Source organism: Streptomyces sp. NPDC048106 (assembly GCF_040706415.1).
In the GTDB taxonomy this organism is placed as follows: Bacteria; Actinomycetota; Actinomycetes; order Streptomycetales; family Streptomycetaceae; genus Streptomyces.
The window spans coordinates 40,110-54,521 of record NZ_JBEZND010000049.1; the positions used below are offsets into that span (position 1 = coordinate 40,110).

15 protein-coding genes are annotated in these 14,412 nt (G+C 72.5%); 1 reads left to right on the forward strand and 14 read right to left on the reverse strand.

Going from position 1 to position 14,412, the window contains the following annotated elements:
• Positions 1-11: 11 nt before the first annotated feature.
• On the reverse strand, positions 12-593 hold the full coding sequence (locus tag AB0927_RS34725; RefSeq protein WP_366671797.1) for a GNAT family N-acetyltransferase: 582 nt from the start codon (positions 591-593) through the stop codon (positions 12-14).
• A 141-nt stretch (positions 594-734) separates the two neighbouring features.
• Between AB0927_RS34725 and AB0927_RS34730 the strand changes: the two genes are divergently transcribed.
• A complete protein-coding gene (locus AB0927_RS34730; protein ID WP_366671798.1) occupies positions 735-1,682 on the forward strand; it encodes a pseudouridine synthase in 948 nt (315 codons plus the stop codon).
• Between the two features lie 10 nt (positions 1,683-1,692).
• Here AB0927_RS34730 and AB0927_RS34735 read toward each other — a convergent pair whose 3' ends face one another.
• The 13 genes from AB0927_RS34735 to AB0927_RS34795 all read right to left on the reverse strand — a co-directional run bounded on the left by AB0927_RS34735 (position 1,693) and on the right by AB0927_RS34795 (position 14,337).
• Positions 1,693-3,174 (reverse strand): cytochrome P450, encoded by a 1,482-nt coding sequence (locus AB0927_RS34735; protein ID WP_366671799.1) that lies wholly within the window; start codon positions 3,172-3,174, stop codon positions 1,693-1,695.
• Positions 3,175-3,211: 37 nt separating this feature from the next.
• Positions 3,212-3,832 carry an ATP/GTP-binding protein gene (locus AB0927_RS34740; protein WP_366671800.1) on the reverse strand — a complete coding sequence of 207 codons (621 nt, stop codon included), beginning with the start codon at positions 3,830-3,832 and terminating at the stop codon, positions 3,212-3,214.
• Positions 3,813-4,304: a DUF742 domain-containing protein gene (locus tag AB0927_RS34745; RefSeq protein ID WP_366671801.1), complete on the reverse strand. Its 492-nt coding sequence runs from the start codon at positions 4,302-4,304 to the stop codon at positions 3,813-3,815. Before AB0927_RS34745 ends, AB0927_RS34740 begins: the two co-directional genes overlap by 20 nt.
• Positions 4,301-4,705, reverse strand: a complete 405-nt coding sequence (locus AB0927_RS34750) for a roadblock/LC7 domain-containing protein (RefSeq protein ID WP_037651243.1) — start codon at positions 4,703-4,705, stop codon at positions 4,301-4,303. The genes AB0927_RS34745 and AB0927_RS34750 overlap by 4 nt, the downstream gene beginning before the upstream one ends.
• Positions 4,702-6,360, reverse strand: coding sequence for an ATP-binding protein (locus AB0927_RS34755; protein ID WP_366671802.1), 1,659 nt, complete (start codon positions 6,358-6,360; stop codon positions 4,702-4,704). Before AB0927_RS34755 ends, AB0927_RS34750 begins: the two co-directional genes overlap by 4 nt.
• A 315-nt stretch (positions 6,361-6,675) precedes the next feature.
• Positions 6,676-9,528 carry a DEAD/DEAH box helicase gene (locus AB0927_RS34760; RefSeq protein ID WP_366671803.1) on the reverse strand — a complete coding sequence of 951 codons (2,853 nt, stop codon included), beginning with the start codon at positions 9,526-9,528 and terminating at the stop codon, positions 6,676-6,678.
• A 116-nt stretch (positions 9,529-9,644) separates the two neighbouring features.
• Complete coding sequence (gene tatC / locus AB0927_RS34765) at positions 9,645-10,586, reverse strand: twin-arginine translocase subunit TatC (protein ID WP_366671804.1); 942 nt, start codon at positions 10,584-10,586, stop codon at positions 9,645-9,647.
• A 45-nt stretch (positions 10,587-10,631) separates the two neighbouring features.
• Complete coding sequence (gene tatA, locus AB0927_RS34770) at positions 10,632-10,919, reverse strand: Sec-independent protein translocase subunit TatA (RefSeq protein WP_366671805.1); 288 nt, start codon at positions 10,917-10,919, stop codon at positions 10,632-10,634.
• Positions 10,920-11,152: 233 nt separating this feature from the next.
• Positions 11,153-11,350 carry a hypothetical protein gene (locus tag AB0927_RS34775; RefSeq protein ID WP_366671806.1) on the reverse strand — a complete coding sequence of 66 codons (198 nt, stop codon included), beginning with the start codon at positions 11,348-11,350 and terminating at the stop codon, positions 11,153-11,155.
• 64 nt (positions 11,351-11,414) lie between these two features.
• Complete coding sequence (locus tag AB0927_RS34780; protein WP_366671807.1) at positions 11,415-11,708, reverse strand: hypothetical protein; 294 nt, start codon at positions 11,706-11,708, stop codon at positions 11,415-11,417.
• Positions 11,709-11,805: 97 nt separating this feature from the next.
• Positions 11,806-12,825, reverse strand: a complete 1,020-nt coding sequence (locus AB0927_RS34785; RefSeq protein WP_366671808.1) for a WYL domain-containing protein — start codon at positions 12,823-12,825, stop codon at positions 11,806-11,808.
• A 14-nt stretch (positions 12,826-12,839) separates the two neighbouring features.
• A complete protein-coding gene (locus AB0927_RS34790) occupies positions 12,840-13,817 on the reverse strand; it encodes a WYL domain-containing protein (RefSeq protein WP_366671809.1) in 978 nt (325 codons plus the stop codon).
• A 148-nt stretch (positions 13,818-13,965) separates the two neighbouring features.
• Positions 13,966-14,337: an FKBP-type peptidyl-prolyl cis-trans isomerase gene (locus AB0927_RS34795; protein WP_366671810.1), complete on the reverse strand. Its 372-nt coding sequence runs from the start codon at positions 14,335-14,337 to the stop codon at positions 13,966-13,968.
• Positions 14,338-14,412 lie beyond the last annotated feature (75 nt).

Consider the following 14,412-nt stretch of genomic DNA (forward strand, 5'->3'; position numbering starts at 1 on the left):
CCGACTTCGGTTCACTCCCCACGCACCCGGGCGTGCAGATGCATGTCGTGCCAGCCGTCGGGGTGCAGAAATGCCTTGCGCCTGGTGCCCTCCGGGACGAAGCCGGCCTTGGCGGCGACCCGGCAGGACGCCTCGTTGGCGGTGGAGTGCATCAACTCCAGCCGGTGGAAGCCGATCTCCTCGAACGCCCAGCGCGTCAGGGCGACGGCCGACCGGGTCGCCACGTCACGGCCGCGGGCCTGCGCCACGGTCCAGTACGCGAGTTCGGCCATGCCGTCGGCCAGCTCGATCTGCCGCAGCGCGACCCGGCCCATCAGCCGCCCGGTGTCCTCCCCCACGACCGCCCACTGCGGCTCCCGCTCCCCGGACCACGCCCCCCTCCACTGCGCGATCCACCCCGCGGCCTCCGCCTCCGACTCACAGGACTTGCCGTGGAAGCGGTGCATCAGCGGATCCTGGAACGCCGCGTACACGGCGGGCGCGTCCCCCTCCTGCCAGGGGCGCAGCAGGAGGCCGTCGCCGGTCGGGATGACGGGCTGGCCGGTACGGGCGAGGACACCGGCGTCCAGGACCGGGCTGGTGAGAATTGGCATGCCCCACATACTGCCGCCCCCTGGGTCCGTCCCCCAGCCGTTTTACGACGGCCACCCCTCGCACCCCTGACCGGTCACCCCGCCCGCCCCCGGCCGTTCGCGCCGGCGCACGCCCCGCCGCTCCCTCGTACCCTTGGCCGGGTGAGACGCCGTACACCGCCCCCGCCCGCCCCGCTCCCCCAGCGCGACGGGGTCGACCCCGTGCGGGTGCGGCTGCCCGCGGGCGACGCGTGGGCCACCGTGCGGGAGCACTTGGTGGCGCGGCTCACCGGGGCCGGGCCCGGGGTGATCGAGGCGATGTTCGAGGCCGGCCTGATCGTGGGGGCCGACGGGCGGGCGGTGCCGGCGGACGCGCCGTACCGGCCGGGGATGTTCGTGTGGTTCCACCGTGAGCTGCCCGCCGAGGTACCCGTGCCGTTCCCGGTGCCGGTGGTGTACCGGGACGAGCACATCGTGGTGGCCGACAAACCGCACTTCCTCGCCACCACCCCGCGCGGCACCCACGTCGCCCAGACCGCGCTCGCCCGGCTGCGGCACGAACTGGGCATCCCGACGCTGACGGCCGCGCACCGCCTGGACCGGCTCACGGCCGGGCTGGTGCTGTTCACGGTGCGGCCCGAGGAACGCGGCGCGTACCAGAAGCTGTTCGGCGAACGGCGGGTGCGCAAGGAGTACGAGGCCGTCGCGCCGTACGACGCCACGCTCGCCCTGCCCCGGACCGTGCGCAGCCGGATCGTGAAGGAGCGCGGGGTGCAGGCGGCCCGGGAGGTCGAGGGCGAGCCCAACGCCGAGACCCTGGTGGAGCTGGCGGCGCGGCGGGACGGGCTCGGCCGGTACCGGCTGGTCCCGCGCACCGGGCAGACCCACCAGCTGAGGGTGCACCTGAACGCGCTCGGCGTGCCCCTCCTCGGTGATCCGCTCTACCCGGAGGTGACCGCCCCGGTGCCGCCCGGCGACTTCCGGCGCCCCCTGCAACTGCTCGCCCGCACGCTGGAGTTCACCGATCCGGTCACCGGCGTCGAGCACGTCTTCACCAGCGGGCGCACCCTCCTGGCCTGGTCCTCCTTCGCGCGGTGGGCGGCGGGCTGACCCGGCCCGCTCACTCGCCGCGCCACCAGCGCAGCAGCCGCTGCCAGGGGCCCCGCGCAGGAACGGGAACCGGTGCCGGCGGCGGCGCGGGCCGGGCCGCCGGTGCGGCGGCGGGCAGCACCGCGCTCCGCGACTCCCGGCGCTGGGCGGGCAACCGCAGGTCGGCGGGCAGGCCGGGGCCGGCGTAGGCGCGGGGCGGCATGTCGGTGTCCTGCTGCGGCTTGGGCTCGAACCGCACCGGCAGCGACACCAGATGCCGGGAGGCGATGGAGGACCGCCAGCGCAGGTCCTCCTCGGCGCACTCCAGCTGGACGTCGGGCAGCCGGGTCAGCAGGGCGTCGACGCCGACGTCCGCGATGGCGCGCCCGATGTCCTGTCCGGGGCACTCGTGCGGGCCGCCGCCGAAGGCGAGGTGCGAGCGGTTGCCCTGCATGCTCGCGGACAGGTCGGGCCGCACCCTCGGGTCGAGGTTGCCCGGCGCGGGCGCGAACAGCAGCCCGTCGCCCTGGGCGATGCGGTGCCCGCCCAGCTCGGTGTCCTGCTTGGCGTAGTAGCCGAAGACGGTACTGAAGGGCGGCTCGTCCCACAGGGACTGCTCGATCGCCTCCGGCACGGTCATCTGCCCGCCGTTCAGCCGGGCCCGGAAGCCGGGTTCGGTCAGCACCATGCGCAGCGCGTTGGCGAGCAGGTTGGCGGTGGTCTCGTAGGCGGCGAAGAGGACGAGCCGCAGGTGTTCGCGGACCTCGTCGTCGCTGAGCTCGGCCTCGTGCATGACGAGGTGGCTGGTGAAGTCGTCCTCGGGGCGGGCGCGGCGGCGCAGGGCGAGCCGGTTCAGCGCGTCCATGACGTAGGCGTGGCTCTGGATGGCCGTCTCGGTGCCCTTGAGGGCGTCCCGCGCGGCCTGCACCATCCGGCCGTTGTACTCCTCGGGCATGCCGAGGACCTCGCACAGCACCGCCATCGGCAGGTGCTCGGCGAACTGGCCGACCAGGTCGGCGCGGCCGCGCTCGCAGAAGCCGTTGACCAGGTGCTGGGTGTGGCGGCCGATGTGGCGGCGCACGCTGCGGTGGTCGATGGTGGCCATGGCGGAGGTGACCGCGTCGCGCAGCCGCAGGTGTTCGTCGCCCTCGACGTGGGAGCAGATGGGCTGCCAGGCGATGTGCGGCATCAGCGGGTGGTCCTGTTTGACCCGGCCGTCCAGCAGCGGGGCCCAGATCCGGCTGTCGCGGGTGTACTGCGAGGGGCTGCGCACCACCTGGAGGTTCTCGGCGTGCCCGAGCACCACCCACATCGGTACGTCGTCGTGCAGCAGCACCGGGGCGACGGCGCCGTACTGCTCGCGCAGCCGTTCGTAGAGGTCGTCCAGGTCCTCCGCGCCGGGGCCGTAGAGCCGGTGCGCTCCCCCCGGGCCGAGGCCGTGCGCGGGGCACCCGGGCGGCGGGCCGGGCAGGGGGGCGTGGGTGCCGGTCGGAGGCTGGGGTTCAGGCGTCACAGTGATCGCTCCGGAACGGGTGATGAGTGGCGGTGAGTCAGGTGAGGGCGCCGGAGAGCGCGAGCGAGTGCAGGAACCGCATCAGGGTGAGCAGCACGTCCTTGCTGGAGGCCCGGCGGCGCACATCGCACTCGACGATCGGGATCTCCGGGGTCAGGTCGAGTGCGGTGCGCAGTTCCTCGACGGGGTGACGGGGCGCGTCCGGGAAGGAGTTGACGGCGACGACGAAGGGCACGCCGCGTTCCTCCAGGCGGCCCATGACGTCGAAGCTGACCTCCAGGCGCCGGGTGTCGACCAGCACGACCGCGCCGAGCGCGCCCTCGAACAGGCCGTTCCACAGGAACCAGAAGCGTTCCTGGCCGGGGGTGCCGAACAGGTAGAGCACCAGTTTGTCGGTGATGCTGATCCGGCCGAAGTCCATGGCGACGGTGGTGGCGGTCTTGGACTCGGAGCCGTAGTCGTCGTCGATCCCGATGCCCGCCTGGGTCATGGTCTCCTCGGTGGTCAGCGGTCTGATCTCGCTGACGGAGCCGACCATGGTGGTCTTGCCGACGCCGAAGCCGCCCACGATCACGATCTTCACCGCGGCCTGGGCCGTGTGCGGCAGTTGGTCCGCGGTGCGCGGTCCGGGGATCGTGTCAGAGCTTTTGAAGTCCATGCATCACCGCTTCGAGGAGGGAACGGTCGGGGGCCGTCCGGCGGGTGACCGGGGCGCGGGCCTGCACCAGTTCGGCCGCGATCATCTCCGTGATCAGTACGGTCATCGCGCTGAACGGCAGGGTGAGATAGGCCGACAGCTCGGCCAGGGACAGCGGGGCGGTGCACAGGTCGAGCACCGCCGTGTGCTCCGGTGAGGCGCCGGGCGGCGGGGTGCGGCGGGCCACGATCAGGGTCACGAGGTCGAGTTCGGCCCGGCCCCCGTCGGCGGTCCCGGTGACCGCGTAGAGCCGCTCGGGGTTGCGGGGCGCGGGCCGGCCGTCCGCCGTGCGGTGCGCGGCCGGTCCGTCCGCCGGGCCGTGCGGGGGGCGGCCGTCCGCCGGCTCGGCGGGCAGGGATGGCCGTGACCGCGGCTGCGGTGCGGACGGTGGCGGTGCGATCGGCGGGCGCCGGGTGCGTCGTGGAGGGGTCATACGGTCTGCCCGTCCCGCCGGGGCGGACTGGTGAGGTGGGCGCCGATCCGCACCACGAGATCGCGCATCATGCCGCTCATCCGGCCCGGTTCGCAGGTGACGTCGGCGAGTACGGCGAGGTAGGCGTTGGCACCCGCGTTCATCAGGTAGAAGTAGCCGCCCTCGATCTCCACGACGACGACCTTCATCTCGCCGGCGCCGGGGATCTCCTGGATGATGGCGCCGGCCAGGCTCTGGACGCCCGCGCAGGCGGCGGCCACCCGGTCGGCGGCGTCGGGATCGCCGCCGTAGCGGGCGATGCGCAGGCCGTCGGAGGAGAGCACCACGATCATCTCGATGCCCGGTACTCCGTCGTTGAGCTGCTTGAGCATCCAGTCGAAGTTGCCTCGCTGCTGGATCACTGGACGGTCCCCTCGTCGTCGGCCTCGATGGGGGCGGCCGAGTCATCGATCAGGTGCAGGTACTTGGTGGGGTGGAGCGTGAAGTCGGTCAGCTCGGGGGCGGTGGCGCCCTCGGGCATGCCCTTGCGCAGTCCGTCGAAGAAGTCGTCGATCCACATGCCCGGCGGGCGTTCGACGAGCTTCCTGCGCTCGGGGTCCAGCTCCGGCTCGGGCCCGGGTTCCTGACGGGTCTGGGACCAGATGGTGGGGCGGCCCTCGCGTTCGGCCCGCTCGATGGCGGCCTCCTCGGCCCAGCGCCGGCTCAGCGGGACCTTCACCCGGCTGCGACGCTGCGGCAGCCCGCCCGCCGTCCACTCGGTGACCTCGGGGACGTCGTCCTCCATGGAGATCCCGGCGGGGATCTTGGGACTGGTGGGGCGGCGCGTCTTGGGCCGCCGCCGGGGGCCCTCGACGGCACCGAGTTCGGGCATCGGGATCCCGGTCGCGCCGATGCCGTGAGCGACACCGACGCCCGGCTCGGTGGTGGTCATCACCCGCGGCACGATGAGGATCGCGCGCAGGCCGCCGTAGGCGGAGGTGCGCAGCGAGACCTCCATGCCGAACTGCTTGCACAGCCGCCCGACGACGGCGAGGCCGAGGCGCGGGTTGTCGCCGAGGTTGTGCGCGTCGTCGCCGTTCTTGGCGTCCTCGATCATCTTCTCGATGCGGATCCGGGACTCCTCGTTGAGGCTGACCCCGGCGTCCTCGATCTCGATGACGATGCCGGTCTGCACCTCCACTGCGGTGACGTGCACCTTGGTGGTGGGCGGCGAGTAGCGGGTGGCGTTGTCGAAGAGTTCGGCCGCGGCGTGGATGACCGGCTCGACGGCGGTGCCCTTGATGTTGATGTTGCAGATCGACGCCAGGTGGATGCGGTGGTAGTCCAGGATCCTGGACATGGCGCCGCGCAGGGTGCTGTAGAGGGAGACCGGCAGCGGCCACTGCCGGCCGGGGCGGCCGCCGCCGAGGACGCCGATGGTGTCGGCGAGCCGGCCGATCAGCGAACTGCCGTGGTCCAGGCGCAGCAGGTCGTCGAAGACCTCGGGGTTGCGGCCGTGGTCCTCCTCCATCTCCCGCAGTTCCACGGCCTGCTGGTGGACGATGGCCTGGACGCGGCGGGCGATGCTCACGAAGGAGCGCTCGGTGGCGATCCGCATCGTGATCTCGTGGTCGGCGCCGCGCAGCGCGACCCGGGTCAGCTCACGGTAGACGTCGGACAGGACGCGCAGGTCGGGGTCGGCGTCGTAGACGTTGGTGAGCACGTCGCGCAGCATCTCGCCGCGCGAGAGCCGGGCGAAGCCCCACGGCAGCACGTCGGTGGCGAAGCGGTGGACCAGCGCCTCGTGGTCGGCGAGCCGCTCCTTGAGGCAGGCGGTGTCGTGGGCGTGCGCGGCCTGCTCCTCGCGGAGCCTGCGGCCGCGCCGGGCGGCCTCGGCGCCGGTCGCGAGGACCAGCAGCACGGCGAGGGCCCCGCACAGGCCGACGGCGACCCGCGCCGAGGCGGGCACCAGGGCGACGGCGGCCCCGCTCGCCGCGGCCATCACCAGGGCGGGCGGCAACAGGACGCGGGCGTAGGGACGTTCCCGGCGGCCGGGCGGCTTCGGAGCACTCACCATGGATGCCTTCTGGGACGGATCGGCTGGGTGTCGGAAGGGTTTTCGGGGGGAAGATGCATGGCACAGACCGGATCTTCGGCATATACGGGAACAGGCGCGCGAATGGGCTCAACTCGGTGCGCCGCGGGCGAGCTTAGTCCGACCGGATCATCGCCGTGTCATATTCGGCGACCGCCTGACATCACCCCGGTCCAGGAGTACGCTCGACCCCATTTGCACGCCGCGTTCCCATCCGAACACGTTCGGTCAAGGTGTACGGGCATACGAAAACCGGCTCACCCCGAAGGATGAGCCGGTCGTGGCCAGGGGCGCCGGTCAGCCCACCGACGAGTAGGCCACCACGCCCCGCAGCAACTGGTCGACGGCCTTGCGCGCGGCCTTCGCCACGGTCGAGCCCTCCCGGGGCGCCGCCGCGGAGATCTGCCCCAGCACGTCGATGACCTGCTTGCACCAGCGCACGAAGTCGCCCGCGGGCATCTCCGCCTCGCGCAGCACCTCGTCCAGGCCCTTGCCCGAGGCCCACATGTAGGCGGCCCAGGCGAAGCCGAGATCGGGCTCGCGCTGGCCCACGCCCTCGGTCTGGCTGATGCGGAAGTCCTCCTCCAGGCCGTCGAGCCGGCCCCAGATCCGCACCATCTCCCCCAGCGCGGCCTTCGCCTTGCCGGAGGGCAGCTTGGGCGCCATCGCGTCGTCGCTGAGCCGCGCCTCGTACACCAACGCCGAGACGCACGCGGCCAGTTCGGCGGGCCCGAGGCCCTCCCAGACGCCTTCGCGCAGGCACTCGCTGGCCAGCAGGTCCAGTTCGCCGTAGAGCCGGGCGAGCCGCCGGCCGTGCTCGGTGACCTCGTTGCCCCGCAGGTAGTCCAGCTCGGTCAGCAGGGCGACGATCCGGTCGAAGGTCCGCGCGATGGTGTTCGTACGGCCCTCGATACGGCGCTCCAGCTGCGAGGTGTCGCGCAGCAGCCGGTGGTAGCGCTCGGCCCAGCGGGCGTGGTCCTCCCGGTCGTTGCACCCGTGGCAGGGGTGCGCGCGCAGGGCGGTGCGCAGCCGGGCGATCTCCCGGTCGTCGGCGGCCGCCGAGCGCTTCTTGCGGGCCCGCTCCGGCGGGATGTGCCCAGCCTTGGAGCGCAGCGCGGACGCCAGGTCCCGACGCGACTGCGGCGAGCGCGGGTTGAACGTCTTCGGGATCCGCATCCGGTCCAGCGGCTCCACCGGCACCGGGAAGTCCATCGACGCCAGCCGCTTGACCTGCCGCTCGGCCGTCAGCACCAACGGGCGCGGCCCGTCCTGGTGGTCGTACCCGCGATGGCCGTTGGAACGGCCGGCTGGCAGGCCCGGGTCCAGCACCAGCGCGAGACCCGCGTACTTGCCCGTCGGCACATGGATGACGTCGCCCGGCCTGAGCTTCTCCAGGGCGACGGCCGCCTCGGCCCGCCGCTGGTGGGCGCCCTGCCGGGCCAGCTCCGTCTCCCGGTCCTTCAGCTCGCGCCGCAGCCGCGCGTACTCCTCGAAGTCGCCGAGGTGACAGGTCATGGAGGCCTGGTAGCCGGCGAGGCCCTCCTCGTTGCGCTGCACCTGCCGGGAGATGCCGACCACCGAACGGTCGGCCTGGAACTGCGCGAACGACGTCTCCAGCAGCTCGCGCGAGCGGTGCCGGCCGAACTGCTCGACCAGGTTGACCGCCATGTTGTACGACGGCCGGAAGCTGGAGCGCAGCGGATACGTACGGGTGCCCGCGAGCCCGGCCAGGTGCTCGGGGCTCATGGCGCGCTGCCAGAGCACGACCGCGTGCCCCTCGACGTCGATGCCCCGCCGGCCCGCGCGGCCCGTCAGCTGGGTGTACTCGCCCGGCGTGATGTCGGCGTGCTGCTCGCCGTTCCACTTGACGAGCTTCTCCAGCACCACCGAGCGGGCGGGCATGTTGATGCCGAGCGCGAGGGTCTCGGTCGCGAACACGGCCTTGACCAGGCCGCGCACGAACAGCTCCTCCACGACCTCCTTGAACGTCGGCAGCATGCCCGCGTGGTGGGCGGCGATGCCCCGCTCCAGGCCCTCCAGCCACTCGTAGTACCCGAGGACGTGCAGGTCCTCGGAGGCGATGTGGGCGGTGCGCTCCTCGACCAGGGCCCGGACCCGCTCCCGCGCCTCCTCGTCGTTCAGCCTGAGCCCCGCGTACAGGCACTGCTGCACGGCGGCCTCGCAGCCGGCGCGGCTGAAGATGAAGGTGATGGCGGGCAGCAGGCCCTCGGCGTCCAGGCGCTCGATGACCTCGGGCCGGCCCGGCGTCCACACCCGCGAACGCTGCCGGCGCTCCCGCTCCCGGTCGGCCTCCCGCATCGCCCGTCCCCGGCGGCGGTCCTGGTACGACGGCCGGGTCGCCTCGATGCGCGCGAGGCGCGCCAGGTCGGGGTTGACGGCCTTGCGGTGGCCCTCGCCCTCCTCGAACAGGTCGTACATCCGCCGGCCGGCCAGCACGTGCTGGAACAGCGGCACGGGCCGGTGCTCGGAGACGATCACCTCGGTGTCGCCGCGGACGGTGTCCAGCCAGTCGCCGAACTCCTCCGCGTTCGACACGGTCGCCGACAGCGACACCAGGGTCACCGAGGCGGGCAGGTGGATGATCACCTCCTCCCAGACGGCGCCGCGGAAGCGGTCGGAGAGGTAGTGCACCTCGTCCATGACCACGTGACCGAGGCCGAGAAGGGTCTGGGAGCCCGCGTACAGCATGTTCCTGAGCACCTCGGTGGTCATCACGACCACCGGCGCCTCGGAGTTCACGCTGTTGTCGCCGGTGAGCAGGCCGACCTTGTCCGCGCCGTAGCGGCGGCACAGGTCGGCGTACTTCTGGTTCGACAGCGCCTTGATGGGCGTCGTGTAGAAGCACTTCTTGCCCTGGCGCAGGGCGAGGTGGACGGCGAACTCGCCCACGATCGTCTTGCCCGAGCCGGTGGGGGCGGCCACCAGCACGCCCTTGCCGGCTTCGAGTGCCTGGCAGGCCTCGATCTGGAAGGGGTCGAGGCCGAAGTCGTACATCTCGCGGAAGGACGCGAGCGCGGTGGCCTGCTCGGCTGCCCGCCTGCGGGCCGCCGCGTACCGCTCGGCCGGTGAGAGGTCCTCTGTCATCGTGCTTTCGAGCGTACCGGGCCCCACCGACAACAGGACGATCATTATCCCGAACGTGCGCTGACCGGCTTTCCCGACCGGCACCCCGCCCGCGGCAGGGAAATGCCCCCGGCCCGGGAGTCACCCGGTCCGGGGGCATCGTGCCTCGCCTGTGGTGTGGGTCAGGTCACATCGTCGTAGCCGTTGACGTGGTCCGTGGCCGGCAGCTCGGGGGCCGCGCTCGCGCTCACGGACTCCACCTCGCCGACCCCCTCGGGCGTGAGGTCCAGCTCGGAGGCCTCGTCGTCCGACAGCCCGTCGTCCGCGCGCCGGGCCCGGCGCCGGTCGTTGATCAGCGAGAAGGCCACCGCGATGAAGAACAGGGCCCAGATCGGCGCGGCCAGCGCCAGCATCGACATCGGGTCGGCGCCGGGTGTGGCCACCGCCGCGAAGGCGGCGATACCGACGACCATGGGCCGCCACCAGCCGAGCATGCGCCGCCCGGTCAGGATGCCCGTGAGGTTGAGCATGACCAGCAGCAACGGCATCTCGAAGGCGAGACCGAAGACCACCACCATGCGCGTGACCAGGTCGAGCAGCTTGTCCAGCGACAGCAGGTTCTCCACCCCGTTCGGGGTGAGGTCGATCATCACCTTCGCCGTCACCGGCAGCACGTGGTACGCGAGGAAGCCGCCGCCGAGGAACAGCGGCACGCCGAAGCCGACGAACGCGTACGCGTACTTCTTCTCGTGGCGGTGCAGACCCGGTGCGACGAACGCCCAGAGCTGGTAGAGCCAGACCGGCGACGCCAGCACCACACCGGCGGTCAGCGACGCCTTCAGCGCCAGCGTGAACGGGCCCAGCAGGTCACCGATCGTGATGTGCGCGCAGTGGGTGTCCTGGCTCGCCTTCGACAGTTCGCCGAAGGACTGGTGACAGCCCACCGAGCGCAGCAGCGGCGCGGTGATGAAGTCGATGATGTCCTTGTAGAAGAAGGCGGACACGATCGTGACGACGACGATCGCCAGGACACCCTTGGTGAGCCGGTTGCGCAGCTCACGCAAGTGATCCCCGAGCGGCATGCGCCCCTCGGGGTCCCTCTCCTTGCGGGCGGACTTGGGCAACCCACATCCTCATCTCGTGCAGTGGACCGGGGCCCGGTCCTCGCGTCAGCGCTGGGTGGAGTCGGTCGGCTCGTTGACCGGGCGGGAGCTGGTCACGTCACCGGGCGAGGCCTGGATCGTGCGCTGCGCGGGAGCCGGCTCCTCGGCGGACTGGGCGGAGGTGGTGCTCTGCTTGCCGCCGTCGTCCTTCATCGCCTTGGCCTCGCTCTTCAGGATGCGAGCGGACTTGCCGAGGGAACGAGCCATGTCCGGAAGCTTCTTGGAACCGAACACGAGGACGATGACCAGAACCAGAAGCACCAGGTGCCACGGCTCAAGTGCGTTGCGGAACATAAGTCTTCACCTTCTCACTGAGGCGGGGCAACGGCTTGTCCGTCGGGTCGGACAAATATCCGACCATCGTGCCGGCAGCGATCGTATCGCCCGGGGGTGAACGTCGGACACACCCCGTGCGTACTCCCACTCTGCGGACCGCGCCTCGATCTCCGGGCCGCGACCAGCAGCGTACCTGGCCGACCCGGCAAGGTGACAGGTCGAAGTGACCCAAAGCGCATCACACGACGACATCACAGAGCGGCATCCACCGCCCGGGCCGCGCTCACCGCCGACCGTTCCAGGTCTTCGGCGGCCCGGTTGATGCGCCGCGCGGAGTCCTCGACCTGCCGTCCGAGGCGCCGTGCCTCCACGAACACCCGGACGGCGAGCACTCCCAGGACGGCGAGGCCCAGGAACCCCATGGCTACCGCGAACATCGGCCAGAACATGACGCCGAGCCTAGACCGTCCGCCGGCCGGCACCGCACCCGGCCGCACCACGGGCCCCGGGCGGCTACACCGCCGAGTGGAGCCGCAGGGTCCGCACCCCGCCGCCGGTCAGCAGTTCCACGATGCGCTCCCCGGCCGGCTTGCGCACCGAGGCACCGCAGCCGGGGCAGGTGAAGGAGTAGAACGTGGTCCGGTCGCTCGCGCCGATGGCCAGCCGCAGCGCGCTCGCGGCCAGCTCGAAACGCCCCCGGCAGTCCGGGCAGCCGGCCTTGAACACCACGGGGACCACACCCCGCATCCCCGCGAACGCGGTCGCCACCGTCATCCCGCTCGCACCAGAGGCCGCGGACTCGCTCACAGCCGTCCCCCCTCTTCCGCCGGTCGGTCCGCCGAGCGCCCCCGCCGCGCCGGGCGGGCAGGCCGTAAGGAGCGGGCCGGCCCCGCCGCCCGGCGGCTCACCCGCGCACCTCGGCGGCGTCCGGCACCGGGCCCGGCGGGGTGTCGTACGCCGCCAGGGCCGCACAGGCCGCACGGCGGGCGCTGGCGGCCAGCTCGGGCGGGGAGACGATCCGGCCGTCGCGGCCCAGGCGCAGCGCCAGGCGGCGCAGGGAGGCCGGCTCGGGGGTGCGCAGGGTGATGCGCAGCCCGCCGTCGGACAGCTCCTCCGCGCTGTCGTGCGGGTAGTACTCGGCGACCCAGCGGCCGCCGGGTCCGACCTCGACCACCACCTCCGGGTCCTCGGCGGCCGGCTGCACCAGCGCCTCGGACAGGTCGCGCAGCTCCACCTCGGGCGGCGCGGACGGCTCGTCCAGGATGCGGATCTCGGCGACCCGGTCCAGCCGGAAGGTGCGCCGGGCCTCGGACCGGCGGCACCAAGCCTCGACGTAGGTGTGGCCGACGCTGACCAGGCGGATGGGGTCGATCTCGCGCTCGGTGACCTCGTCGCGGGCCGGGGAGTAGTAGCGGATCCACAGCCGGCGGCGTTCGGAGATCGCGCGGTCCACGTCCGCGAAGACGCCGCCCTCGGACTCGAAGGTCACCGACAGCCGGGAGCTGGCGCCCGCGGCCTCGCCCGCCGCGGTCTCCACCTTGGCGGTGGCGCGCAGCAGGGCCTGCCGGTCGCCCTCCCGCAGGCCCGGCAGGGTGGCGACGGCGCGGGCGGCCACCAGCAGCGCGGTGGCCTCGTCGGCGGCGAGCCGCAGCGGCTCGGCGGCGTCCTCGCCGAGCGCGGCCGGATTGTGCCACCAGATGCGCTCGCCGTCGGTGTCGATGTCCAGCAGATCGCCACCCCGGAAGCTGGTGCCGCACATCGGCAGCAGATCGAGATCGGCGACCAGCTCGTCCTCGGTGATCCCGAAGGCGCGGGCCACGTCCGCGATCCGGGCGCCGGGACGCTCGCGCAGATACGTCACCAGCGACAGCATCCGCCGGGTCTGGTCGATGGCGCTGACGGGTCTGGCCGGTTTGCCTGCCACAGTCCTGCTCCCCCTCAGCCCTTGGCCACGGCGCGCAGCCGGTCCACCACGTCGGCCCGCAGCTCGGCCGGCTCCACGACCACCACATCGGGCCCGAACTCCACCAGCCAGGCGTCCAGGCCGTGCCCGTACGGAATCTCCAACTCGTCCCAGCCGTCGTCGAGCTCCCGCACCTTCGCGGCCTTCGCGCGCAGCGGGTACCCGGCGCCGGACCGCAGCCGGATCAGCGCCGAACGGTCGGCCGTCTCACCGGCCCAGCTCGCCACGGTCTCCCGCACGGTCACCACGTCGGGCACGGGCGCGGTGAACCCCGTCCCCCGGGAGCGGACCTTGCCGGTGATCCGGGACAGCCGGAAGACGCGCTCGGCACCCCGGCCCCGGTCGAAACCGGCCAGGTACCAGTGGCCGCGCCAGCACTCCAGCGCCCACGGCTCGACGTGCCGGGGCTCGGGATGGGCGGCGGAGGCCTTGCGGTAGTCGAACAGCACCGGGCGGCGGTCCCGGCAGGCCAGCATCAACGGCTCGAAGGCGGCCTCGTGCACCGGGATGCGCGGCTCCAGCGCGGCGTGCCCCTCGTACGGGTCGACCTCCTCGGGCAGCCCGGCGGCGCGCAGCTTCTGGAGGGCGCCGCTGGCGGCACCGGCGAGCCGCGCCTGCTGCCAGACCTTGGCGGCCAGGCCCAGGGCGGCGGCCTCCTCGGCGTCCAGGGTGATGGGCGGCAGCCGGTTGCTGTCGCGGCGGGCGAGATAGCCGACCTCGCCGTCGACGTTCTCGACGGTCTCGATCACCAGGCCCAGCTCGCGCAGATCGTCCTTGTCGCGCTCGAACATGCGGTTGAAGGAATCGTCGCTCCCCGCCCCGCCCCTGTCCGGCCTCGCGGCCTCGACATAGGCCTCGATGGAGTCGCGCAGCTCACGCTTGCTCAGCGGCCGCCGTGCGCCGAGCAGGCACAGCGCGAGGTTCATCAGCCGCTCGGCCTTGGCAATGGCCATCGACGCCCTTCGCCTCCCATTTCGTGCTTCCGACCGTCGACCGTACCGCTCCCGGGCGCGGTGACAAAAGCCGAGGGCCCATGCCCGGACAGGCATGGGCCCTGGACGGTCGGATCCGGTCGGATACGGCCGACGGCTCGGGTACGGCTCAGACCCCGAGGAGGTCCACCACGAAGATCAGCGTCTCGCCCGGCTTGATCGCCGGGGTCGGGCTCTGGTCGCCGTAGGCGAGGTGGGCCGGGATGGTCAGCTGACGGCGGCCACCGACCTTCATGCCCTGCACACCGCGGTCCCAGCCGGCGATGACCCGGCCGCCACCCAGCGGGAAGCGGAACGGGGTGCCCCGGTTCCAGCTGGCGTCGAACTCCTCGCCGGTGCTGAAAGCGACACCGACGTAGTGCACGGTGACGTTCTGGCCCGCCTGCGCGACCGGACCCTCGCCCTCCCAGATGTCCTTGATCTCAAGGTCCGCCGGGGGCGCGCCCTCAGGGAAGTCGATCTCGGGCTTCTCGATGTTCACGTCAAAAGCTCCTGCGTAGGTACGTCACGAAACACGGACAGTCTTTCATCTCCCCGCCCGTACCGCCCGACCCGG

Bases quoted from the DNA above. Each gene is read 5' to 3' on its own strand.
- AB0927_RS34725 (WP_366671797.1), bottom strand. From the start codon at position 593: ATGCCAATTCTCACCAGCCCGGTCCTGGACGCCGGTGTCCTCGCCCGT.
- AB0927_RS34740 (WP_366671800.1), bottom strand. From the start codon at position 3,832: ATGGACTTCAAAAGCTCTGACACGATCCCCGGACCGCGCACCGCGGAC.
- AB0927_RS34745 (WP_366671801.1), bottom strand. From the start codon at position 4,304: ATGACCCCTCCACGACGCACCCGGCGCCCGCCGATCGCACCGCCACCG.
- AB0927_RS34755 (WP_366671802.1), bottom strand. From the start codon at position 6,360: ATGGTGAGTGCTCCGAAGCCGCCCGGCCGCCGGGAACGTCCCTACGCC.
- AB0927_RS34760 (WP_366671803.1), bottom strand. From the start codon at position 9,528: ATGATCGTCCTGTTGTCGGTGGGGCCCGGTACGCTCGAAAGCACGATG.
- tatA (WP_366671805.1), bottom strand. From the start codon at position 10,919: ATGTTCCGCAACGCACTTGAGCCGTGGCACCTGGTGCTTCTGGTTCTG.
- AB0927_RS34775 (WP_366671806.1), bottom strand. From the start codon at position 11,350: ATGTTCTGGCCGATGTTCGCGGTAGCCATGGGGTTCCTGGGCCTCGCC.
- AB0927_RS34790 (WP_366671809.1), bottom strand. From the start codon at position 13,817: ATGGCCATTGCCAAGGCCGAGCGGCTGATGAACCTCGCGCTGTGCCTG.